A 21,169-nucleotide genomic window follows, 5' to 3' on the forward strand; every position below is an offset into this window, starting at 1 on the left:
AGCATCCAATCAAGACCCGCTGGAAATGAGCGATGCGACACAAGATATTCCCTTACCTGATTTTATTGCCGACTCTGGTCTTTCTGTTTGCTTTTACCTACTTCCCACTGCTGCGTTCGGCAATGGACAGCCTGTTCGACAGCCGCATGGCAAGCAGCAATCCTCCCTTTGTCGGCCTGCAAAACTATCAGCGCCTGTTTGAAGACGCGGTGTTTTGGCGCGCGCTGCTCAATAACCTTGCCTACATTCTGATGACCGTCATTCCCGGTATCGTGCTGGCGCTGCTGTTGGCGGTGGCACTATGGGAAAACACCTCGCTTAATCGCTGGCTGCGTACCGCCTTCTTCTTCCCAATGATTATCCCGCTGGTGAGCGCCGCAACCCTGTGGCTGTTTATCTTCATGCCGGGAATGGGGCTGCTCGACTACTACCTGGCCAAGTTTTTCGGTCCGATGAACAACAACTATTTGGGCATGAGCAATACGGCGCTGATTGCCCTGAGCGTGATTGGCGTCTGGAAGTTCGCCGGGTATTACATGCTGTTTTTCCTGGCCGGTTTGCAGTCTATTCCTGCTTCGGCGCGCGAGGCGGCGCTGATGGAAGGCGCGTCGCGTACCCAGGTGTTTTTCTACATTACCTTGCCGCTGCTGAGACCGACCATCAGCTTTGTGGTCACTATCGCGCTGATTTATTCCATCACCCAAATCGACCACGTCGCAGTTATGACTCAGGGTGGGCCGAACAACGCAACCACCGTGCTGCTTTATTACATTCAGAGTCTCGCCAACGACACGCACGATTTAGGTAAAGCCTCGGCGGCGACCTTTATCACGCTGCTGTTGCTGTTTGCCTTCTCGGTTCTCAATCTGCGCGTTCTGGAAAGAGGAGCTCACCATGAGCGTTGAAACATCACCACCACTGAGCGTGAAAAGTCGCGCCGTGCCACGTCAGGGAACGCGGCTTCTGCGCCGCAGTTCGCGCATGACGCTGCCGATTTTACTGTGTTGTGCCGCGCTGCTGTGGTTAACGCCGTTTATCTGGATGCTCTCGTCGGCGTTTAGCGAAAGCAGCTTCTCGCCTGACATGGCTTCAATGCTGCCGCGCTTTCCGCTGACGTTCGACAACTTCCGTCAGGCTTGGGAAAGCGCCGACTGGCTGCGGCTCTATGCCAACACGCTGTTCTTCGCCTTTGGCACTTTTCTGGTCCAGTTGGTCACCATCACCACGGCGGGCTACGTCTTTGCCTATCACGAGTTTCGCGGCAAGCAGACGCTGTTCTATCTGCTGCTCATTCAACTGATGATTATGCCGGTGATCATGATGGTGCCTAACATGATGATCCTTAAACAGATTGGTCTGCTCAATACCTTGACGGGCACCATGATGCCGTACTTTGCCTCGGCGTTCGGTGTGTTCCTGATGCGTCAGGCGTTTCTCGCCATCCCGCGTGAAATTGAAGAGGCCGCGCTGATGGAGGGTTGCCGCTGGTGGCAGGTGGTGTTCCGCGTGCTTATCCCGATGTCTTGGCCCGCCATTCTGGCCTTCGCTACCGTCAGCGTGACCTATCACTGGAACGAATATCTGTGGCCGCTGATGGTGCTCAATGACCCTGATAAACAGGTGCTGACTGTGGGGCTGGTGTCATTCGCGATGGGCGCCGAGTCGGGCGGGCAATGGGGACTCATTACCGCAGGCACGCTGATGGTCTGCTTCCCGCTGATGTTGGCTTTTATCATTTTTCAGAAACAGTTCCTTAAAAGCTTCGGTTTTTCAGGCATTAAATAGGGAGTTCTCATGTTTTTAGCACAAATTTCCGACATGCATTTTCGCAGCCACGGCCGCAAGCTGTATGACTTTATCGACGTTAACGCCTGCAACGCCGAGGTGGTGAGCCAGCTTAATGCGCTGGAAGAACGTCCCGACGCGGTAATCATCACCGGAGATATCGTTAACTGCGGTTTAGCCTCCGAATATCAGGTTGCACGACGTACGTTGAGCAATTTGCACTATCCGCTGTACATTATTCCCGGCAATCACGACGACAAAGCGCAGTTCCTGGAATCCATGGGCCCGCTGTGTCCGCTGCTGGGGACTGACCCGCAGAATATGCACTATGCGGTCGATGATTTTGACATGCGCCTGCTGTTTATCGACACCAGCGTACCCGGCGAGTCGAAGGGCTGGTTGACGCTGGAAACCTTGTCTTGGCTTGAGGCCCAGCTGGAGCAGGGCGGCGACAAACCGACGGCGGTATTTATGCACCATCCACCGATGAAGCTCGGCTCGGCGCAGATGGACCGTATTGCCTGCGAGAACGGTGACCAACTGCTGGCACTGATCGAACGCTTTCCTTCGCTGTGCCGCATATTCTGTGGCCATACCCATCGTTTGATCTTTACCCAGTATCGTCAGGCGATTATCACCACCATTCCCGGTACCGTCCATCAGGTTCCCTACTATCACGAGAACCCTGCCCCCTATTACAACCTCGAGCCAGCGGCCTGCCTGATGCACCGCCTGGTCGATAACACCGGTTTGGTCAGCTATCTGCATCCGCTTTCACAGTATCCAGGACCCTATCTTTACGATGCCAATATCAGCTGCCCGGTGGATGAAAAATAATGTCGAGTCTCCGTCTGGAAAATATCAGCAAGCAGTTTGAAGGCAGCATGGCGGTCAATAATCTGTCGCTCGAAATAGCCGACGGCGAGTTTCTGGTGCTGGTTGGGCCTTCAGGCTGTGGGAAGAGTACGCTGCTGCGCCTGTTGGCCGGCCTGGAGCAGGTTACCGAGGGGCGGATTTTACAGGCGGGAACTGACATCACGGCGCTGGAACCGCGTGAGCGTAACTTCTCGATGATCTTCCAGAATTACGCCCTCTTCCCGCACATGACGGTGGAACAGAACATTACCTTCGGCATGCGCATGCGCAACGAGCCTAAGTCAAAGCACCGGGCGCGGGTCGACCGCGTGGCGGACCTCTTGCAGCTCGGCGAACTGCTTAACCGCAAGCCGGGCAAGCTTTCGGGCGGTCAGCGGCAGCGCGTGGCGATGGCGCGGGCGATCGTGCGTGACCCTAAGCTGTTTCTGATGGATGAGCCGCTGTCGAATCTCGATGCGCGGCTGAGAACCGAGGTGCGCGACGGCATCATGACGCTGCACCAGCAGCTGAAAACCAGCACGGTCTATGTCACCCACGATCAGATGGAAGCGATGACCATGGCCGATCGCATTGCGGTGCTCAACAAGGGGCATCTGCAGCAGATTGGCGCACCGCAGACACTGTACGCGCATCCTGCAAACCTGTTTGTGGCCGGATTCATCGGCACGCCAGCGATGAACATTTTCAAACTTCCCTGCCGCGACGGCGTGGTGATGGTCGGCAATCAGGCCGTCAATCTGCCCGATACCGCGCATGCACGCCAGCTGACCGAGGTTTATTTGGGCATCAGACCTGAACACATCGACGACAGTTCGGCCTATCGGGACCCGGGCAATCCGGGCGAACGCCTTCATCTCGAGGCGTCATTGACTTACTGCGAACTGCTGGGGGCGGACTATCTCAACCACGCGCAGTCACCATTGGGCGCCCTGCGCTACCTGCGTGAAAACCGTGGTAATGCCCCCCAGGCCAATCAGCAGGTCAGCCTGAGTTTTTCCTTGCACGACATTCATCTTTTTTCAGGTCAAAACCAGCAAAACTTACACCGGGAGAGTCAGAATGCGTAATATCCAGGCGCTCACCTTAGCAGTCACCATGATGACTGCGTGCGCCGTATCAGCAAAACAGAGTATTGATTTCATGTTCCCCGCGCCGGTCGACGGCAAACTGACGATGGAGATGACGCGGGTCATCAAGGAGTTCAACCAGTCGCAGAATGACGTTGAGGTGCGCGGCATCTTCACCGGCAACTACGACACTACCAAGGTGAAAGCCGAGGCGGCCGCGAAATCCGGTGAACCACCGGCCTTGGTCATTATGTCTGCCAACTTCACCGCCGATCTGGCGATTAAAAATGAAATCCTGCCGATGGATGAGCTGTTTAAATACGGCAACCAAAAGGCAACGCCATTCCTGAGTGAAAACTTCTGGCCCGCGATGCGTCAGAATGCACAGGTTAACGGCGTGACCTACGCGATTCCGTTCCATAACTCGACGCCTATCCTTTATTACAATAAAGATATGTTTAAGAAGGCCGGTATCGACCATCCACCGGTCGACTGGGCCGAACTTTTGGCGGATGCCAAAAAGCTGACCGACGAATCGAAAGGGCAGTGGGGCGTAATGCTGCCCTCAACCAACGATGACTACGGTGCCTGGATCCTCTCTGCACTGACTCGCGCCAACGGCGGCAACTACTTCAACGCCGACTATCCGGGCGAAGTCTATTACAACCAGCCGTCCACCATTGGTGCGCTGCGCTTCTGGCAGAATCTGGTTTATCGCGACAAAGTGATGCCAGCCGGTGTGCTGAACTCGAAGCAGATTAGCGCCGCCTTCTTCTCGGGAAAACTGGGCATGGCGATGCTGAGTACTGGCGCACTAGGCTTTATGCGTGAAAACACCAAAGACTTTGAGCTGGGCGTGGCGATGATGCCGAAAGAGGTGCGTAACGCCGTGACCATTGGCGGAGCAAGCCTGGTCAGCTTTAAGGGGATTTCCGACGAACAGAAAAAAGCGGCCTTTACCTTCCTGCAATATCTGGTGAGCCCGAAAGTGAACGGCAGCTGGAGTCGGTTTACCGGCTATTTCTCGCCGCGTATGGCGTCTTATGATACGCCGGAGATGAAGGATTACCTTGCCAAGGATCCGCGCGCGGCGATAGCGCTTGACCAGCTCAAGTTTGCGATGCCGTGGTATGCAACCTATGAAACGGTCGCCGTGCGTCAGGCGATGGAGAATCAGCTGGGTGCTTTGATGAACGACGCCAAGCTGACGCCGGAAGCCGCTGCCGCTGAAGCGCAGAAGCAGGCCGATGCCATCATGAAGCCTTACAACGAGCAGACGGCGTTAAGCGTTCCTAAATAAAAAACTCATTGCACTCCCGGAAGTGGTAGAGTCTGGGAGTGCTATTTAATAAAACTTAATTTAGTTGCGGCATTATTAAGTAATTACTTCAGCCAGCCCTGTTCGTGGGCATGGTTCAGATGCACCAGCAGGTGTTCCCACAGCAGTGGATTGATTTCACTGATAAAGGCGTTGCGAGACAGGACCTGCTCAAGACGGATGTTGTTTTCTACCCAGCTCTGGCCCTGATTATTAAGGTTCATTACCACCGGCAGAATGCGGTCGATGAGCAGCGCAAAACGCGCTTCGGGCGTTTCACCGGCTTCATATTCATTCCACAAATCTCTGAACTGCTGGCTCAGTGGCGCAGGCAGCATACCAAACAGGCGATCGGCCGCCTCAACCTCTTTAGCGTGGACCGCTTCACGCGCGGCAAGGTCATAGACCAGGACGTCACCGGCGTCGATCTCGACGATATCGTGCAGTAATGCCATACGAATAACTTTTTGTATATCAACGTCTTTTCCGGCAAATGGCGCCAGACTCATGGCCGCAACTGCAAAATGCCAGCTGTGCTCCGCCGAGTTTTCCTGACGCTGCGTACCCAGTACTTTGGTACGGCGTTGCACGCTTTTCAATTTATCGATTTCCATAAGAAATTGAAAAACCTCGGTCATCGGGCCGAAATTAAGTGCCGGGGAGGCTACGGACATAATTACACCTTAGTCATTAGAGACGGCTGTTTCAGAAAAATCCTTGAATCTTGCATATTCAATGCATTTAAGCTCCTACGATAAAGCCTAAAAGCAAAAAAATCATGCTTTCACCCACTATTCATAACCCAATCGTCATAAAAATTTTTTAAGCTGAGATAAATAGCCTTACCGCACAATATGTAAAGATTGTTGAGTAGCGTTTACATCGCTTTATACAATATTTAAGCTTACACGTGTACACTGGAATCAATCTTGGATACAGTGCCGTTGCGCTTTAATGGTTTGTTTTCTGGTCTTAAGGGAATCAACGTATGGGTAAAGTTTCACCACAGGTTTATCCGCGGGCTGAAGAACTCGCCAACAGCCTCAGCCACGGTATTGGCATGGTTTTCGGCATCGTTGGCCTGGTGCTTTTGCTGATGCAGGCGGTTAGCGCTAACGCAGGGGCGATGGCAATCACCAGCTACAGTTTGTACGGCGGCAGCATGATACTGCTGTTTTCAGCATCCACGCTCTACCACGCCATTGCACATGAGAAAGCCAAATACTGGCTAAAAAAACTCGACCATTGCGCTATTTATTTATTGATTGCAGGAACCTATACACCGTTCCTGCTGGTGGGGTTGGACTCCCCGCTGGCGAAAGGACTGATGGTCGTCATCTGGTCCATTGCCGCATTCGGCGTGCTGTTTAAACTGGCTTTTGCCCACCGTTTTGAAGTGTTATCGCTGGTGATTTACCTGACGATGGGCTGGTTGTCGCTGATAGTGATTTACCAGCTGGCGATGAAGCTTTCGCACGGCGGCGTGGTTCTGCTGGCGGCCGGGGGCATCATTTATACGCTGGGCGTAATTTTCTATGCTTCCAAGCGAATTCGCTTTGGGCACGCTATCTGGCACGGTTTTGTACTGGGTGGCTGTTTCTGCCACTTCCTGGCTATTTATTACTACGTGCGTTAAACAAAATTCTTTGCCTCGTAACAACGCCCTGGAATACGGGCGTTGTTCATATTTTCTTCGCTATCTGCCCAGATGCCAGGGAAACTCCCCGACGCGCTGGGCCGTTTTCTCACTTACCTGACAATAATTCCCGCGTTGCCTGGGAATATTCTCGGCCTCGACTCGTCTATATTAGCCCTCTATTTATTACAAAATGTAAATATAACGAGGATGCTATGCCTAAACGGACTTTGTTTAAATATTCTGCACTGGCTTTATCACTATTTTTTGCTTATTCGGCCACGGCGAACGAAATTCTTCCCGCTCAACTTTCAGAGCAAACAGCTGCGGCCCGCGCTTCCATTGACCCGCCTCGTATATTCATTTTAGAGCAGCCCGGTAAGCCTGAAATCGTAGAGAAACAATACCGTTGGTACGATCAGTCACCTTTGCAATCAACCGGTTTTTGGGTTGAGCGTGGCGAGGCGGTAGTGATTAACCTCGATTATCAGGGGAGTGCAATAACGCCAGCGCCTGAATTTTTTGTCGACACGCCGGATGACAGAACCAGGAAATTCGCGCATGCCTACAGGCAGCCCTTGAGAAAGGGGGAGAATATCCTCGTTTCAAACAGGAGCGGTATTCTGTATATCGCCAGTTTTAACGCGCCGATCGCCGGTGATATCAAGGTGAATATTCGCAGCGGAGGGAAGCCCTTTGCGCGTTTTGTATTGGCTGAACACAGCGCGCAGGACTATCAACAAATGCTGAGAAAATTCGATGATATTCCTTACGTCGAATTAAAAAGTAATCGTGTACTGATCACCCTGCGCCGCGCCGCCGCGATGAAAAATATCGGCTCGGAAGGCCCAGAATCGGCTCTTAAAAGCTGGGATAAAATTGTGACGCTGGCTGAAAATCAGTACGGACTCACCAGCGAAAATATCAACAGCCCTCATCAGCGTATTCTTCACCGTTTTCACTGGCTCGATGGATTATCACTGCCTGGCGTTATCAATAATGACAGATGCGGCGGGGTTCTGAATTCGACCACCTGGCGTCTGATGGCCTGCGCTGAGGGGCATCTAGGTTATGTCGTTAATAATAAAAATCTGGCTGGCGGCAATGGCTGGGGGCCATGGCATGAATTGGGCCATCAGTTCCAGATGATCCCGATGGACTGGGGTAGCTCGAGCAAGCCGGATAACATGACGGAGGTGGTGGTTAATCTGACTTCACTTTACGTGGAGCGCGAGCTTGGCATCAATCCGCGTTTGGAAAAAGACAAACACTGGGACGAGCAAGTGTTCCCATATCTCAATCAATCCAGTCGGGATTACCATAATCTCAACAGCCAGTATGCTAAGGTCGCCATGCTCTGGCAACTGGATCTCACCTTTGGCAAAGACTTTTATGCTCGGCTTGGCAAGCTCTACCGCGAAATTCCGAAAAATCAGCAGCCTGATGACAGCGCCCAAAAAGTTCAGCGCTTTATTCTGGAGACCAGTCGTGTGAGTGGGTACAACCTGATCCCGTTCTTTGAAAAATGGGGACTGCCGCTAACGCAAGCAACCCGTCAAAACGTGAATGGACTGGCCCTGAAAAAGCTGGAGGTGCCGATATGGGAAAACCGCGACAGCGACGTACGTTATGACCTTTCGCAGAGCGTAGAAATACCCCTCTCCGACACCTTGCGTAATGCGGGCGCGGAAAGCGGCGATCTGTCCGCCTGGCATCTTGATAAGGGCCAGTTCCGAGTGATTACGACTCAGGACGGGATTAAAGCCGCAGAAGGAAAATATTTCTTCACCGCTCGTCTCAGCGACAGCGCTGCCGGCAACGACCGTCAGGATCTGATGAGTCAAAGCATCGCGCTGGACAAAGATAAGGTGAGCCAGGGAAAATCTTCAGTAATCCTGACCTTTAAGAGCAACGGATGGGGTGACGGCGATTATGGCAAGGTGACGCTAATTGCACGCGACGCGCAGGGCAATACGCTTGAGGCCAAAGATCTCGATACCAAACACCCGCGTAATCGCTGGCTTGATAATAAATTAGTGATGGTGTTACCGGCGGACAGTACCTCTCTGACCTTACAGGTTCAAGCGACCAAGGTTAGCGGGCAGATATCTGATGTCCATTTCGATAACTTTGTGCTGAAGATTGAACAGACCGACAGCGATAAGCCAGACAATGCGGCACCGATTGCGAAAGCTTCGGTAAACCCGGCAATACTGACAGGGGCAGGGAAGATTACCCTCTCAGCCTCTGGAAGCTATGATCCTGACGGTGATGCACTGCGCTATAAATGGAAACAGGTGGCTGGCCCAACGGTATCGCTCAATGGGGGCAATACGATACAGGCGACGGCTCAGCTTGCTGCCGTGAAGCAGAAAACGCTCTATGGCTTTGAGGTCACGGTCACCGACACGGTAGGCGCATATGACACGCGCACGGTGAGCATGACTCAACAGCCTGCGGCCGTAAGTTCAACCCCGGCATGGGAGCGTTCGACCACTTATAAACTTCCCTGTGTGAAAGTCTCTTATCAGGGCAAAGAATGGCTGAATGGATGGTGGACGCAGGGCGACTTACCTGGAGCGGGAGGGACCTGGGCCGTTTGGCGTGAGGTCGGTTCATCGAGCATGCACGGCATATGCAAATAACCCGCCTTAGATTACAGGCGTAAAGTAATCATCGACAGCGGCGGGCAAGAGGGATTTCCCTGTTGGCCGCCGCTGGCTTTTTGACTTCTATTACACGGGGAGCTGCCAGAATTACTTGGCTTCTTCCAGAGAGTAAGGCAGCGGCTGAATGCGCAGGGCGCTCCCTGCGTCATCACGCACGCGCAGCAGGCTGTCGGCTTCCAGATCGTTATTCAGCACCGCCTGAACCCATACCGCGCCGTCGTTGAGCTGAATCGCCGCCAGCACCGTACCGGTACGACGCCAGTTTTCACCCAGCTGTAACTCGAGGTCATCACCGGCGGCGGGCACTTTGCTGCCTTTACCTGCTAGCCAGTAGAGCGCACGCTTATTTGCGCCACGATACTTGGCGCGCGCCACCATTTCTTGACCGGCGTAGCAGCCTTTAGTGAAGCTGATGCCTTCAAGGGCCTGAATGTTGGTGGCCTGTGGGATGAACTGCACGCTGTTGGCACTATCAATAATCGGGAAACCGGCTTCGATATCCAGCGCCAGCCACTGTTGGCTGTCGTTCAACTGCGCCTGTTCACCCATCTCTAGCGTCAGCTGCTGCGCCTTCTCAGGGCTGGTGACCACCAGATAGCGGTCCGCTGGCAGAGACAGGTACAGCAGAGTGGTTTCGTCTTGCTGAACGACCGGCGTTGCGGCGTCTGGCAGCGTGGCAAAAATACCTTTCAGCGCTGCGCTAGCCTGAAAACCGGCGACGCCGAGCAGCACGACGTCGTCGTCGGCGGTGAAGGTAATTTTAGAAAACACCGCGTACTTCTTCATCTCGGTGAGCTGGTTGTCACGCAGGTTGCGGCGTTCGATAAACGCCATGCCGTCGCCGCGTTCAAACAGACGCATGTTGCTCCACATTTTGCCTTTAGCATCACAGTGGGCACAAAGCACGTGCTGTTCCGGCGCGAGTTTTTCGACGTCGGTGGTGACTTGCCCCTGCAAATACTTAATCGTGTCGGCTCCGGTCAGCGTTACCAGCGCCCAGTCTTCCAGCGAGATAATGGTCAGCGGAAGGTGGGATGATGATGAAGGCTTTTGCGGAGGAAACGGATACTTGTACGTCATGATATGTCCTAATCCAAAGCTGCTGATGTAGGGAGGTATACAGGCATGGTAAAAGAGCCGAACCGCTTTGAAAACACTTATTCATACTCTTTAGAGGATGTCTCGCATCGATTGCTTAGTTGTTACCGATGCTGCGAGGTTTTTTGCGGCACGTTACCCAAAAATGAACTTCCTGTGACATCGTTACACTGAATAGTTACGCCAGAACTCGTCAGGCTGCTAGAATCAGCTCCGCATCATAAAAAATAACGCTTCTGCTTAAATGGATACCCGCACAATGGATATAAACAACAAACCCCGCATCCACTGGGCCTGTCGTCGCGGCATGAAAGAGCTGGACCTTGCCATCCTGCCGTTCTTTGAATATGAGTTCGACACCCTAAGTGATGAAGACAAGCAGCAGTTCGCCCGACTGCTTGAATGTGACGACCCAGACCTTTTTAACTGGCTGATGAACTACGGCGAGCCGAACGATCTCGAGTTGAAGCGCATGGTTAACCTGATTCAGACACGAAATAAACAACGTGGCCCTGTGGCAATGTGATTTAAGGGTGTCATGGCGCAGTCAGCTGTTTTCGCTGGCGGTGCATGGCATTCTTATTCTGCTGATTCTTCTGGCTCCCTGGCCGCCCGACGACTGGATGATTTGGCTGATACTGCTAATTATTGTGGTCTCTCAGTCAATACGCAGCCAGCGGCGCATCAGTGCGCGCCAGGGTGAAATCAGCCTTCTTGCTCAGGACAGACTGCTGTGGCGTAAACAGGAATGGAAAATTAAGCAGCCGGTCTGGATGATAGACAGCGGTATACTGCTCTCGCTGAGGCGTGAACGCACCGGCCATGGCTGGCGTCAGGCGCTGCGCGGCAAGAAACACAAACTTTGGCTGGCTTCTGACAGCATGAGTCAGGAGGAGTGGCGGCATCTGCGGCAGATATTATTGACCGGCAAGCGCGACGCGGCACCGGCCAATAATAATCACCACCCGCTGTAAAGAGCACGGCGGGGACACGGATTACAGCAGCGCATCCATTTCGAGCAAGATTTGATCGCACCACTGCTGAAGGCGATCTTCGCTTAGCTCGAACTGATTAACCTCATCGAGCGCCAGCCCGACAAAATGCTTGCCGTCGGCGCTAAGCGGTTTTGGGCTGGTGAATTCGAAGCCTTCGGTTGGCCAGAAGCCAATGAACTGCACGCCGAGCGGCAGCAGTCGGTCATACAGCATACCGAGAGCGTCGAGGAACCATTCGCCGTAACCTAGCTGGTCGCCCATTCCGTACATGGCAACAATTTTCCCACGCAGGTTTAGGGTAGCGAGTTGCTCCCAGACGGCTTCCCAGTCTTCCTGAATTTCGCCAAAGTCCCAGGTCGGGATGCCGAGGATCAGAATCTCGTAATCCTCCATCCGCGAAGGCTCGACATCTTTTAAATTGTGCAGATCCACCAGGTCTTCACCCAGAATTTCACGGATTTTTTCCGCCGCCATCTCGGTGTAACAGGTGCTTGAACCGTAGAAAAGACCAATCTTCATTCTTGCTGCCACTGTCGGTAAAAATTATTGAATGGCGTTGAGTGTACCAGAATTGTCTCCGTTTAAGGCATAATGCGCGGGTATAACCCTGACCTTAAGCCAAATCCTGTCTGCAGGATAAAAGGAGTAGAAGTGCCCAAATCAGACGATGGCCAGATGTTGGTCGAACAGTTTCTCGACGCGCTGTGGCTTGAGAGAAACCTTGCCGAAAATACCCTGGCTTCTTATCGTCTGGATCTGAAGTCTTTGCTGGGTTGGCTTGAACATAGTCAAACAGACCTGCTTCGGGTCAAGTCGTTTGAGCTACAGTCCTTTTTGGCCGAACGCGTTGAAGGCGGGTACAAGGCAACCAGTTCGGCACGTTTACTGAGCGCGATGCGACGTTTTTTCCAATATTTGAACCGCGAATCGCTGCGCGAAGACGACCCGACCGCGCTACTTTCTTCTCCTAAACTCCCGCAACGCTTACCAAAAGACCTCAGTGAGGCCCAGGTTGAGTCGCTGCTTGCCGCGCCCAGTACAGAAATTCCTCTGGAACTAAGAGATAAGTCTATGCTCGAGCTCCTGTATGCTACTGGCCTCCGCGTTTCCGAGCTTGTGGGTTTGACGTTGAGCGACATCAGTCTGCGTCAGGGAGTGGTGCGAGTTATAGGTAAAGGTGACAAAGAACGACTGGTTCCGCTGGGTGAAGAAGCGGTGTACTGGCTTGAAAATTATCTCGAGCACGGCAGGCCGTGGATGCTTAACGGACAATCATTGGATATCGTGTTCCCCAGCAGTCGTGGTCAAAAAATGACGCGCCAGACGTTTTGGCATCGTATCAAACACTACGCCGTACTTGCCGGTATTGACGCCGACAGACTCTCGCCTCACGTTTTACGCCACGCCTTTGCTACCCATCTATTGAACCACGGGGCAGACTTGCGTGTCGTACAGATGCTTCTAGGTCATAGCGACCTGTCAACCACTCAGATTTACACCCATGTAGCAACGGAGCGTTTAAAGCAGCTACATCAACAACATCACCCTCGTGCGTGAACCGGGGGAGAACAAAGGACGTAACGATGAAAAAAACTCTACTGGTGCTGACCCTGGTAACCTCGGGACTGGCCAATGTCGCGCACGCCGAGGAGGCTTCTCTGAAGGCTACCCTTAACAAAATCGGCCTCGAAAATCCTGAAGTAAAGGCCTCTCCTGTCAAAGGATTAAAAACGGTAACCACGCCAAAGGGCGTGATTTATGTCAGCGAAGATGGCAAATATGTGCTGCAGGGTCCACTCTATGACGTCAGCGGCGAGCGCCCGGTGAATCTCAGCAATCAGCCTCTGGTCAACAAGCTGAACGCGATGCAAAACGAGATGATCATCTACAAGGCGGCTAAAGAGCAGCGCGTGATAACCGTGTTCACCGACATTACCTGCGGCTACTGTCATAAACTGCACCAGCAGATAAAAGGCTATAACGATCTGGGGATTACCGTTCGTTATCTTGCTTACCCGCGCGCCGGCGTTGACTCGGAAACGGGCAAACAGATGCAGTCAATCTGGAATACTGCCGATCGTAAGAAAGCGCTGGACGAAGCGATACGAGGTGAGAAGGTTTCGCCGATTGCCAAAACCGCTGACAGCAAGGTCGATATCGCCAGACAGTTTGAACTGGGCCAGCAAATGGGCGTAACCGGTACGCCGGCTGTAGTGCTGGAAGACGGTACGCTGGTGCCAGGCTATCAGCCGCCGGAATCCATGGCGGCTATGCTTGGCATCAAGGCATAAGACATTAACGGGCGAGCCGAGAGAGAATCAGCTCGTTCAAAAAATATAGGTGGTTGATTTTCGTGACAGTTAAGACCCAGCTTCGCCGTCGTGAAGGGGATGAGGGCGCAGATTTACCTGCCGACCTTGCCCCTTTGCTACGCCGCCTCTACGCCCTGCGCGGTGTGAAAGAGAGTCAAGAACTTGAGCGCGGCGTGCGTGGTTTACTCGACTACAAACAGCTCGATGGCATCGATGCCGCCGTGAATCTGCTGCAAACGGCCTTGTCTGAACGCCTGCAAATCATGATTGTCGGCGATTTTGATGCCGATGGGGCAACCAGCACCGCGCTGACCGTGCTGTCACTGCGCAGCATGGGCTACGACAGCGTCAAATATCTGGTGCCGAACCGTTTTGAAGACGGCTATGGCCTGAGCCCTGAGGTGGTTGAGCAGGCAGCGGCGCGCGGTGCTCAACTAATTCTCACGGTTGATAACGGTATTTCGTCGCACGCGGGCGTTGAGCTGGCGCACGAAAGGGGCATTCAGGTTCTCATCACCGATCACCACTTACCCGGTGAGACGTTGCCTGCGGCCGAAGCGATTATTAACCCGAATCTTCACGGTTGTGCGTTCCCCTCCAAATCTTTGGCGGGCGTTGGCGTGGCCTTTTATCTGATGCTTGCGCTGCGCAGCAAACTCCGTGAAAGCGGATGGTTTGAGCAGCGCGGGCTGGCGATGCCTAATCTGGCCGAATGGTTGGATCTGGTGGCGCTTGGTACCGTCGCCGACGTCGTTCCGCTGGACACCAATAATCGTATCTTGGTTTATCAGGGGCTTAACCGCATTCGTGCCGGTAAGTGTCGTCCGGGCGTGCGTGCGCTTCTCGAGGTCGCCGGGCGCGATGCTCGTCAGCTGACCGCCAGCGATCTCGGTTTTGCACTGGGTCCGCGACTCAACGCCGCCGGGCGTCTCGACGATATGTCAATCGGGGTTGCGCTGCTGCTCAGCGAGGACATGGCACAGGCGCGCGCGCTGGCCAGTGACCTCGATACGCTGAATCTGACGCGTCGTGAAATCGAGCAGGGCATGCAGGTTGAGGCGCTTGCACTGTGCGAGAAGCTTGAAACCAGCGGCGAAAATCTGCCTTTTGGGCTGGCGATGTATCACCCAGAGTGGCATCAGGGCGTGGTTGGCATTCTGGCCTCGCGGCTGAAGGAGCGTTTCAATCGCCCGGTTATCGCCTTTGCACCCGCGGGCGACGGCGTGCTGAAAGGCTCCGGCCGCTCTATCAGCGGGCTGCACATGCGTGACGCCCTGGAGCGTCTTGATACGCTTAATCCCGGCCTGATGATGAAATTTGGCGGACACGCGATGGCCGCAGGCCTGTCGCTGGAAGAGAGCAAGTTTGATCAATTCCGCGACCGTTTTGCCGAGCTGGTGGGGGAATGGCTGGATCCTTCACACCTCGAGGGCGTGGTGTGGTCGGACGGCGAACTTTCTGCCCAGCAGATGTCCATCGAAACCGCTGAGATGCTGCGCGACGGTGGCCCATGGGGACAGGCGTTCCCGGAGCCAGTCTTCGACGGCACCTTCCGTATCTTGCAGCAAAAGCTTTTAAAAGACAGACATTTGAAGGTGATGATTGAGCCGCTCGGCGGGGGGCCACTGCTTGACGGGATCGCGTTTAACATCGACCCGACGGTGTGGCCAGACTCCAGCGTGCGCGAGGTTCAGCTCGCTTATAAGCTCGATATCAATGAGTATCGCGGTAATCGTAACGTTCAGTTGATGATTCAGCATTTGTGGCCGCGCTAACGCGGGCCTCAATTCTGCGTTAGAAAATGCGCCAACTTGCTATAAACCGACCGCTATTTCCTTTAGAATATGCGGTTCGAATGGCGCTGTGCCATACCCGACCTAACGTAAGACGCGAAAAAAAATCATGTTTGAAATTAATCCGGTAAAAAACCGCATTCAGGACTTGGCCGACAGGGCCGCGGTTCTTAGGGGGTATCTTTGACTATGATGCCAAGAAAGAACGCCTAGAAGAAGTTAACGCCGAGCTGGAACAGCCGGACGTTTGGAACGAACCTGAGCGCGCGCAGGCGCTGGGTAAAGAGCGCTCGGCGCTGGAAGCCATTGTTGATACCATCGATCAGCTGACCCAGGGGTGTGAAGACGTTACCGGTCTGCTTGAACTGGCGGTTGAAGCCGACGATGAAGAGACTTTCAACGAAGCTGTAGCCGAACTCGACGTGCTGATGGGCAAGCTGGACCAGCTTGAATTCCGCCGCATGTTCTCCGGCGAATATGACAGCGCCGACTGCTACCTTGACATTCAGGCAGGCTCGGGCGGCACCGAGGCTCAGGACTGGGCCAGCATGCTGCTGCGTATGTTCCTGCGCTGGGCTGATGCCAAAGGCTTCAAAACCGAAATCATTGAAGAGTCCGACGGCGACGTCGCGGGCACCAAGTCTGCCACCATCAAAATCATCGGTGACTATGCCTACGGCTGGCTGCGTACTGAAACCGGCGTTCACCGCCTGGTGCGCAAGAGCCCGTTTGACTCCGGTGGCCGTCGCCACACTTCATTCAGTTCGGTATTCGTTTACCCAGAAGTTGACGACGATATTGACATCGAAATCAACCCTGCAGATTTGCGTATCGACGTTTACCGCGCCTCCGGTGCCGGTGGTCAGCACGTCAACAAAACCGAATCTGCGGTACGTATTACCCACATGCCAACCAACATCGTGGTGCAGTGTCAGAACGACCGTTCACAGCATAAGAACAAGGATCAGGCCATGAAGCAGCTGAAAGCGAAGCTTTATGAGTTTGAGATGCAAAAGAAAAATGCTGATAAACAACAAGCTGAAGACAACAAGTCTGATATCGGTTGGGGCAGCCAGATCCGTTCATACGTTCTGGATGACTCCCGTATTAAAGATTTGCGCACAGGCGTTGAAACACGCAATACACAGGCCGTATTAGATGGCGACCTGGATAAATTCATCGAAGCCAGTTTGAAAGCCGGGTTATAAGGAACCGAAATGTCTGAGCAACAACCATCTGGGCAGCAGCCACAGGGCGCAGAAAGCGCGCAGGAACTTAACAACGAGCTGAAAGCGCGTCGTGAGAAGCTGGCCCTTTTGCGTGAGAAAGGCATCGCTTTCCCGAACGATTTCCGTCGTGATAGCGTTTCCGATGCACTGCACGCCGCCTACGGCGATAAAGAAAACGAAGAGCTGGAAGCGTTAAACGTCGAAGTCACCGTGGGTGGCCGTATGATGACCCGTCGTATCATGGGGAAAGCTTCATTCGTGACCCTGCAGGACGTGGGCGGCCGCATTCAGCTGTACGTTGCGCGTGACGACCTGCAAGAAGGTCAGTACAACGAAGAGTTCAAGAAGTGGGACCTGGGCGACATCCTCGGCGCTCGCGGCAAGCTGTTCAAAACCAAGACCGGCGAACTGTCTATCCACGTTACCGAACTGCGTCTGCTGACTAAAGCACTGCGTCCGTTGCCAGACAAGTTCCACGGCCTGGCCGATCAGGAAACCCGTTATCGTCAGCGTTACCTCGACCTGATCGCTAACGACGAGTCGCGCAATACTTTCAAAATCCGTTCACAAATCATGGCTGGTATTCGCAAGTTCATGGTTGAGCAGGACTTTATGGAAGTAGAAACGCCGATGATGCAGGTTATTCCTGGCGGTGCGTCTGCGCGTCCGTTCATCACCCACCACAATGCGCTGGACATCGACATGTACCTGCGTATCGCACCAGAGCTGTACCTGAAGCGTCTGGTTGTGGGTGGTTTCGACCGCGTATTCGAGATCAACCGTAACTTCCGTAACGAAGGCGTTTCTCCGCGTCACAACCCAGAGTTCACCATGATGGAACTCTACATGGCGTACGCGGACTACCGTGACCTGATCGTGCTGACCGAGTCCCTGTTCCGCACGTTGACTGAAACCATTCTGGGCAGCAGCGTAGTGCAGTATGGCGATCAGACCTTCGACTTCGGTAAGCCATTTACCAAGCTGACCATGACCGAAGCTATCCTCAAATACCGTCCAGAGACCAAGGTAGAAGATTTGGCTGACATGGCCAAGGCGACCGCTATTGCAGAATCTCTGGGTATCAAAATTGAGAAGAGCTGGGGTCTGGGCCGCGTTGTCTGTGAAATCTTCGAAGAGACCGCTGAAAGCCAGCTGATCCAGCCGACCTTCATCACCGAATACCCGGCTGAGGTTTCTCCGCTGGCACGCCGTAACGACGAAAACCCAGAAGTGACCGACCGCTTCGAGTTCTTCATCGGTGGACGTGAAATCGGTAACGGCTTCTCCGAGCTGAATGACGCAGAAGACCAGGCGCAGCGCTTTGCTGACCAGGTTACTGCGAAAGACGCCGGCGATGACGAAGCGATGTTCTACGACGAAGACTACGTGACCGCGCTGGAACACGGTATGCCGCCAACTGCCGGCCTCGGCATCGGTATCGACCGTATGGTTATGCTGTTCACCAACAGCCACACCATCCGCGACGTTATTCTGTTCCCAGCCATGCGCCCACAGAAATAACCGAACGCTTCCCTCCTCTGCAAGGGGGAGGGAGCTTTTTAGCACCTCGTTATCCCGCCTATCCCTCTGATTAACTCTTAAGCCTCTTTCTCGATGCTCCAAATTCCTGATTAAAAAACACCCAAAAATATTTCGATACTGCTCAATTCGTTAACTGTAATTTTACAAGTAGAAACATTTATTGGCACCAATAGCCAATTACACTCATTAACATTGTGGTAAAATTTTTACATATTCTTCCTTATATGCGAGGAAGAAATTAACAACTTATAACGTCTGTAACAGGCGTATAACAAACCCCCCAACATTCTGGTTATAACAACACCTGCTATGTCGCTGAAAAATTCTGGAAACTCCCGTAGAGACTTCCTTCTCAAAACCATCGCAATCGCACCTGCCGTGGCTTTAAATGGAACCGGTTTCATCGCAATGACCACGCCTGCTCAGGCAAGCGAACAGAAACCGTCTGAGGCGTCATCTGCCGTTAAGGCACCTGATTATCATCCCACTAAATTTACCGCCGAAGAGTATGCGTTCCTGCAGGCTGCCGTCGCGCGTTTGATCCCCGCTGACGATCGTGGTCCGGGTGCGCTGGAAGCCGGCGTGCCAGAGTTCATCGACCGCCAGATGGACACGCCTTACGCTACCGGTGCCAACTGGTACATGCAGGGGCCATTCCACCCTGAAGCCGAGCACGACTTCGGTTATCAGCTTCCGCTAGGACCTTTTGCCATTTATCAATTGGGAATCAGCGACGCCAACGACTACGCCAAAGCAAAATTCGGTAAGGTATTCAGTGAGCTGACGACAGATCAGCAAGAATCCCTGCTGATGGAATTTGAGAGCGGCAAGGCCGAGTTCAAACAGGTTCCGAGCAAGACATTCTTCTCCTTCCTGCTGCAAAACACCCGCGAAGGCTTCTTCAGCGACCCAATCCACGGTGGCAATCACCAGATGGTTGGCTGGAAGCTTATCGGTTTCCCCGGTGCCCGTGCCGACTTTATGGACTGGGTTGAACGCGGCGAACGTTATCCGTTCCCGCCGGTGTCTATCAGTGGTGAAAGAGCGTAAGTATGTCTAAAACAATGAATAAAGTTGATGCAGTGATCGTCGGTTTTGGTTGGGCTGGCTCCATTATGGCCAAAGAACTGACCGAAGCGGGTTTGAGCGTGGTTGCGCTTGAACGTGGTCCAAGCCGCGACACCTATCCAGACGGTGCCTACCCGCAGGTTGTCGATGAGCTGACCTACAACATTCGTAAAAAGCTGTTCCAGGACCTGTCAAAAAGCACCGTGACTATTCGTCATAACATGACGCAAACCGCGATGCCTTATCGCCAGCTAAACGCGTTCCTGCCTGGGACCGGTACAGGCGGTGCAGGTCTGCACTGGTCTGGGGTGCATTTCCGCGTCGATCCTATCGAGCTGAATATGCGCAGCCACTATGAAGAACGATATGGTAAGAAGTTTATTCCAGAAGGCATGACCATTCAGGATTTCGGGGTTAACTATAACGAGTTAGAGCCATTCTTCGACAAGGCCGAGAAAGTCTTTGGGACCTCAGGTTCACCCTGGACTATCAAAGGTCAGCAGCAACCTGGCGCGCAAGGGAAAGGTAACCCGTTTGCGCCTGACCGCTCCGATAAATTTCCGCTTCCGGCGCAAAAACGTACCTATTCTGCCCAGCTGTTTGCTCAGGCGGCGGAGTCCGTGGGGTATCACCCTTACGACCTGCCTTCTGCCAACACCTCTGGTCCGTACACCAATACCTACGGCGCGCAGATGGGCCCGTGCAACTTCTGCGGTTATTGCAGTGGTTACGCCTGCTACATGTATTCCAAGGCATCGCCGAACGTTAATATCCTGCCGTCTCTGCGTCAGGAGTCGAAGTTTGAACTGCGCAATAACGCTTACGTACTGCGCGTTAATCTGACCGATGACAAAAAACGTGCGACCGGCGTGACCTACGTTGACGCGCTGGGTCAACAGGTTGAGCAACCGGCGGACCTGGTTATTCTCTCTGCCTTCCAGTTCCACAACGTGCACCTGATGCTGCTTTCCGGCATCGGCAAGCCGTACGACCCGGTGACTAATGAAGGCGTGGTAGGCCGTAACTTTGCCTATCAGAACCTGACTACCATCAAAACCTTCTTCGATACCGACAAGTTCACCAACACCTTCATCGGTGCCGGTGGTGCGGGTGTAGGCGTTGATGATTTTAACGCCGACAACTTCGACCACGCCAAATACGGCTTCGTCGGCGGCTCGCCGTTCTGGGTTAACCAGGCCGGTTCCAAGCCTATTTCAGGTCTGCCAACGCCTCCGGGCACGCCAAACTGGGGCAGCAAGTGGAAGGCCGCAGTGGCTGACGCTTACACCCATAACGTGTCGATGGATGCTCACGGTGCGCATCAGTCTTACCGCGCGAACTATCTTGACCTCGATCCGACCTACAAAGACGTGTACGGCCAGCCTCTGCTGCGTATGACCTTTGACTGGCAGGATAACGACGTGAAGATGTCGCAGTTCATGTACGACAAGATGCACAAAATCGCCGTAGCGATGAACCCGAAACTGATCACCGGCGCGCCAAAAAATGCCAATTCGCATTTCGACACTACCGTTTATCAGACCACGCACATGAACGGCGGCGCGATTATGGGTGAAGACCCAAAAACCAGTGCAATCAACCGTTACCTGCAAAGCTGGGACGTGCACAACGTCTTCGTACCGGGCGCATCCGCATTCCCGCAAGGTCTGGGCTACAACCCGACCGGTATGGTCGCTGCGTTAACCTACTGGTCTGCCAAAGCGATTCGCGAGACCTATCTGAAAAACCCAGGCCCATTGGTACAGGCATAAGGAAATAGC

19 protein-coding genes are annotated in these 21,169 nt (G+C 53.6%); 16 read left to right on the top strand and 3 right to left on the bottom strand.

Annotation, left to right across the window (positions count from 1 at the left end):
- The first annotated feature begins 32 nt into the window (after positions 1-32).
- Genes O1V65_RS22295 through O1V65_RS22315 form a run of 5 tightly spaced genes read left to right on the top strand, consistent with a single transcriptional unit; the run spans position 33 to position 5,028 of the window.
- Positions 33-905, top strand: coding sequence for a carbohydrate ABC transporter permease (locus tag O1V65_RS22295; protein WP_017491346.1), 873 nt, complete (start codon positions 33-35; stop codon positions 903-905).
- Positions 895-1,785 (top strand): carbohydrate ABC transporter permease, encoded by an 891-nt coding sequence (locus O1V65_RS22300; protein WP_017491347.1) that lies wholly within the window; start codon positions 895-897, stop codon positions 1,783-1,785. The genes O1V65_RS22295 and O1V65_RS22300 overlap by 11 nt, the downstream gene beginning before the upstream one ends.
- A gap of 9 nt (positions 1,786-1,794) precedes the next feature.
- Entirely contained in the window at positions 1,795-2,622 is an 828-nt protein-coding gene (locus O1V65_RS22305) for a phosphodiesterase (protein WP_017491348.1), read from the top strand.
- On the top strand, positions 2,622-3,728 hold the full coding sequence (locus O1V65_RS22310) for an ABC transporter ATP-binding protein (protein ID WP_017491349.1): 1,107 nt from the start codon (positions 2,622-2,624) through the stop codon (positions 3,726-3,728). The genes O1V65_RS22305 and O1V65_RS22310 overlap by 1 nt, the downstream gene beginning before the upstream one ends.
- Positions 3,721-5,028: an ABC transporter substrate-binding protein gene (locus tag O1V65_RS22315; RefSeq protein WP_084912851.1), complete on the top strand. Its 1,308-nt coding sequence runs from the start codon at positions 3,721-3,723 to the stop codon at positions 5,026-5,028. Before O1V65_RS22310 ends, O1V65_RS22315 begins: the two co-directional genes overlap by 8 nt.
- 83 nt (positions 5,029-5,111) lie before the next feature.
- On the opposite strand, the gene O1V65_RS22320 is transcribed toward O1V65_RS22315, so the two are convergent.
- The gene (locus tag O1V65_RS22320; protein WP_017491351.1) at positions 5,112-5,720 is read right to left on the bottom strand and encodes an HD domain-containing protein; all 609 of its coding nucleotides are present in this window, start codon (positions 5,718-5,720) and stop codon (positions 5,112-5,114) included.
- Positions 5,721-6,034: 314 nt separating this feature from the next.
- Here O1V65_RS22320 and trhA point away from each other — a divergent pair, with 314 nt between their 5' ends.
- Together trhA and O1V65_RS22330 are read left to right on the top strand one after the other, a co-directional pair.
- Positions 6,035-6,682, top strand: a complete 648-nt coding sequence (trhA, locus tag O1V65_RS22325; RefSeq protein ID WP_269130046.1) for a PAQR family membrane homeostasis protein TrhA — start codon at positions 6,035-6,037, stop codon at positions 6,680-6,682.
- A gap of 215 nt (positions 6,683-6,897) precedes the next feature.
- A complete protein-coding gene (locus O1V65_RS22330) occupies positions 6,898-9,327 on the top strand; it encodes a M60 family metallopeptidase (protein ID WP_269130047.1) in 2,430 nt (809 codons plus the stop codon).
- Positions 9,328-9,438: 111 nt separating this feature from the next.
- Here the strand turns inward: O1V65_RS22330 and ygfZ are convergent, their stop codons facing one another.
- Positions 9,439-10,431, bottom strand: coding sequence for a tRNA-modifying protein YgfZ (gene ygfZ / locus O1V65_RS22335; protein WP_017491354.1), 993 nt, complete (start codon positions 10,429-10,431; stop codon positions 9,439-9,441).
- Between the two features lie 277 nt (positions 10,432-10,708).
- On the opposite strand from ygfZ, the gene sdhE reads away from it, so the two are divergent.
- Together sdhE and O1V65_RS22345 are read left to right on the top strand one after the other, a co-directional pair.
- Positions 10,709-10,975 (top strand): FAD assembly factor SdhE, encoded by a 267-nt coding sequence (gene sdhE / locus O1V65_RS22340; protein ID WP_017492114.1) that lies wholly within the window; start codon positions 10,709-10,711, stop codon positions 10,973-10,975.
- Positions 10,956-11,423, top strand: coding sequence for a protein YgfX (locus tag O1V65_RS22345; protein ID WP_038328038.1), 468 nt, complete (start codon positions 10,956-10,958; stop codon positions 11,421-11,423). The genes sdhE and O1V65_RS22345 overlap by 20 nt, the downstream gene beginning before the upstream one ends.
- 21 nt (positions 11,424-11,444) lie before the next feature.
- On the opposite strand, the gene fldB is transcribed toward O1V65_RS22345, so the two are convergent.
- Positions 11,445-11,963, bottom strand: coding sequence for a flavodoxin FldB (fldB, locus tag O1V65_RS22350; RefSeq protein ID WP_017492112.1), 519 nt, complete (start codon positions 11,961-11,963; stop codon positions 11,445-11,447).
- Positions 11,964-12,119: 156 nt separating this feature from the next.
- On the opposite strand from fldB, the gene xerD reads away from it, so the two are divergent.
- From xerD to O1V65_RS22385, 7 genes are all read left to right on the top strand, one after another.
- Positions 12,120-13,001, top strand: a complete 882-nt coding sequence (gene xerD, locus O1V65_RS22355; protein WP_038328043.1) for a site-specific tyrosine recombinase XerD — start codon at positions 12,120-12,122, stop codon at positions 12,999-13,001.
- Positions 13,002-13,027: 26 nt separating this feature from the next.
- Complete coding sequence (gene dsbC, locus O1V65_RS22360) at positions 13,028-13,735, top strand: bifunctional protein-disulfide isomerase/oxidoreductase DsbC (RefSeq protein WP_017492110.1); 708 nt, start codon at positions 13,028-13,030, stop codon at positions 13,733-13,735.
- Positions 13,736-13,797: 62 nt separating this feature from the next.
- Positions 13,798-15,531, top strand: coding sequence for a single-stranded-DNA-specific exonuclease RecJ (gene recJ, locus O1V65_RS22365; protein ID WP_026110554.1), 1,734 nt, complete (start codon positions 13,798-13,800; stop codon positions 15,529-15,531).
- Positions 15,532-15,658: 127 nt separating this feature from the next.
- Positions 15,659-16,757 (top strand): peptide chain release factor 2 gene (gene prfB, locus O1V65_RS22370; protein WP_269130048.1). Its coding sequence is split into 2 segments (ribosomal slippage): positions 15,659-15,733 and positions 15,735-16,757, totalling 1,098 coding nucleotides; the frame shifts between segments, so codons are not numbered across the junction.
- Positions 16,758-16,766: 9 nt separating this feature from the next.
- Positions 16,767-18,299 carry a lysine--tRNA ligase gene (gene lysS / locus O1V65_RS22375; RefSeq protein ID WP_017492107.1) on the top strand — a complete coding sequence of 511 codons (1,533 nt, stop codon included), beginning with the start codon at positions 16,767-16,769 and terminating at the stop codon, positions 18,297-18,299.
- Between the two features lie 330 nt (positions 18,300-18,629).
- Entirely contained in the window at positions 18,630-19,370 is a 741-nt protein-coding gene (locus O1V65_RS22380; RefSeq protein ID WP_026110552.1) for a gluconate 2-dehydrogenase subunit 3 family protein, read from the top strand.
- A gap of 2 nt (positions 19,371-19,372) precedes the next feature.
- The gene (locus O1V65_RS22385; protein ID WP_017492105.1) at positions 19,373-21,160 is read left to right on the top strand and encodes a GMC family oxidoreductase; all 1,788 of its coding nucleotides are present in this window, start codon (positions 19,373-19,375) and stop codon (positions 21,158-21,160) included.
- Positions 21,161-21,169: the final 9 nt, after the last annotated feature.

The sequence above is a fragment of the Rouxiella badensis genome, from assembly GCF_026967515.2.
Taxonomy (GTDB): domain Bacteria; phylum Pseudomonadota; class Gammaproteobacteria; order Enterobacterales; family Enterobacteriaceae; genus Rouxiella; species Rouxiella badensis.

What these genes read in the sequence shown, in the direction of transcription:
- O1V65_RS22295 (WP_017491346.1), top strand. Translation starts at nt 33, where the DNA reads ATGCGACACAAGATATTCCCTTACCTGATTTTATTGCCGACTCTGGTC.
- O1V65_RS22300 (WP_017491347.1), top strand. Translation starts at nt 895, where the DNA reads ATGAGCGTTGAAACATCACCACCACTGAGCGTGAAAAGTCGCGCCGTG.
- O1V65_RS22305 (WP_017491348.1), top strand. Translation starts at nt 1,795, where the DNA reads ATGTTTTTAGCACAAATTTCCGACATGCATTTTCGCAGCCACGGCCGC.
- O1V65_RS22310 (WP_017491349.1), top strand. Translation starts at nt 2,622, where the DNA reads ATGTCGAGTCTCCGTCTGGAAAATATCAGCAAGCAGTTTGAAGGCAGC.
- O1V65_RS22315 (WP_084912851.1), top strand. Translation starts at nt 3,721, where the DNA reads ATGCGTAATATCCAGGCGCTCACCTTAGCAGTCACCATGATGACTGCG.
- O1V65_RS22320 (WP_017491351.1), bottom strand. Translation starts at nt 5,720, where the DNA reads ATGTCCGTAGCCTCCCCGGCACTTAATTTCGGCCCGATGACCGAGGTT.
- trhA (WP_269130046.1), top strand. Translation starts at nt 6,035, where the DNA reads ATGGGTAAAGTTTCACCACAGGTTTATCCGCGGGCTGAAGAACTCGCC.
- O1V65_RS22330 (WP_269130047.1), top strand. Translation starts at nt 6,898, where the DNA reads ATGCCTAAACGGACTTTGTTTAAATATTCTGCACTGGCTTTATCACTA.
- ygfZ (WP_017491354.1), bottom strand. Translation starts at nt 10,431, where the DNA reads ATGACGTACAAGTATCCGTTTCCTCCGCAAAAGCCTTCATCATCATCC.
- sdhE (WP_017492114.1), top strand. Translation starts at nt 10,709, where the DNA reads ATGGATATAAACAACAAACCCCGCATCCACTGGGCCTGTCGTCGCGGC.
- fldB (WP_017492112.1), bottom strand. Translation starts at nt 11,963, where the DNA reads ATGAAGATTGGTCTTTTCTACGGTTCAAGCACCTGTTACACCGAGATG.
- xerD (WP_038328043.1), top strand. Translation starts at nt 12,120, where the DNA reads ATGTTGGTCGAACAGTTTCTCGACGCGCTGTGGCTTGAGAGAAACCTT.
- dsbC (WP_017492110.1), top strand. Translation starts at nt 13,028, where the DNA reads ATGAAAAAAACTCTACTGGTGCTGACCCTGGTAACCTCGGGACTGGCC.
- lysS (WP_017492107.1), top strand. Translation starts at nt 16,767, where the DNA reads ATGTCTGAGCAACAACCATCTGGGCAGCAGCCACAGGGCGCAGAAAGC.
- O1V65_RS22380 (WP_026110552.1), top strand. Translation starts at nt 18,630, where the DNA reads ATGTCGCTGAAAAATTCTGGAAACTCCCGTAGAGACTTCCTTCTCAAA.
- O1V65_RS22385 (WP_017492105.1), top strand. Translation starts at nt 19,373, where the DNA reads ATGTCTAAAACAATGAATAAAGTTGATGCAGTGATCGTCGGTTTTGGT.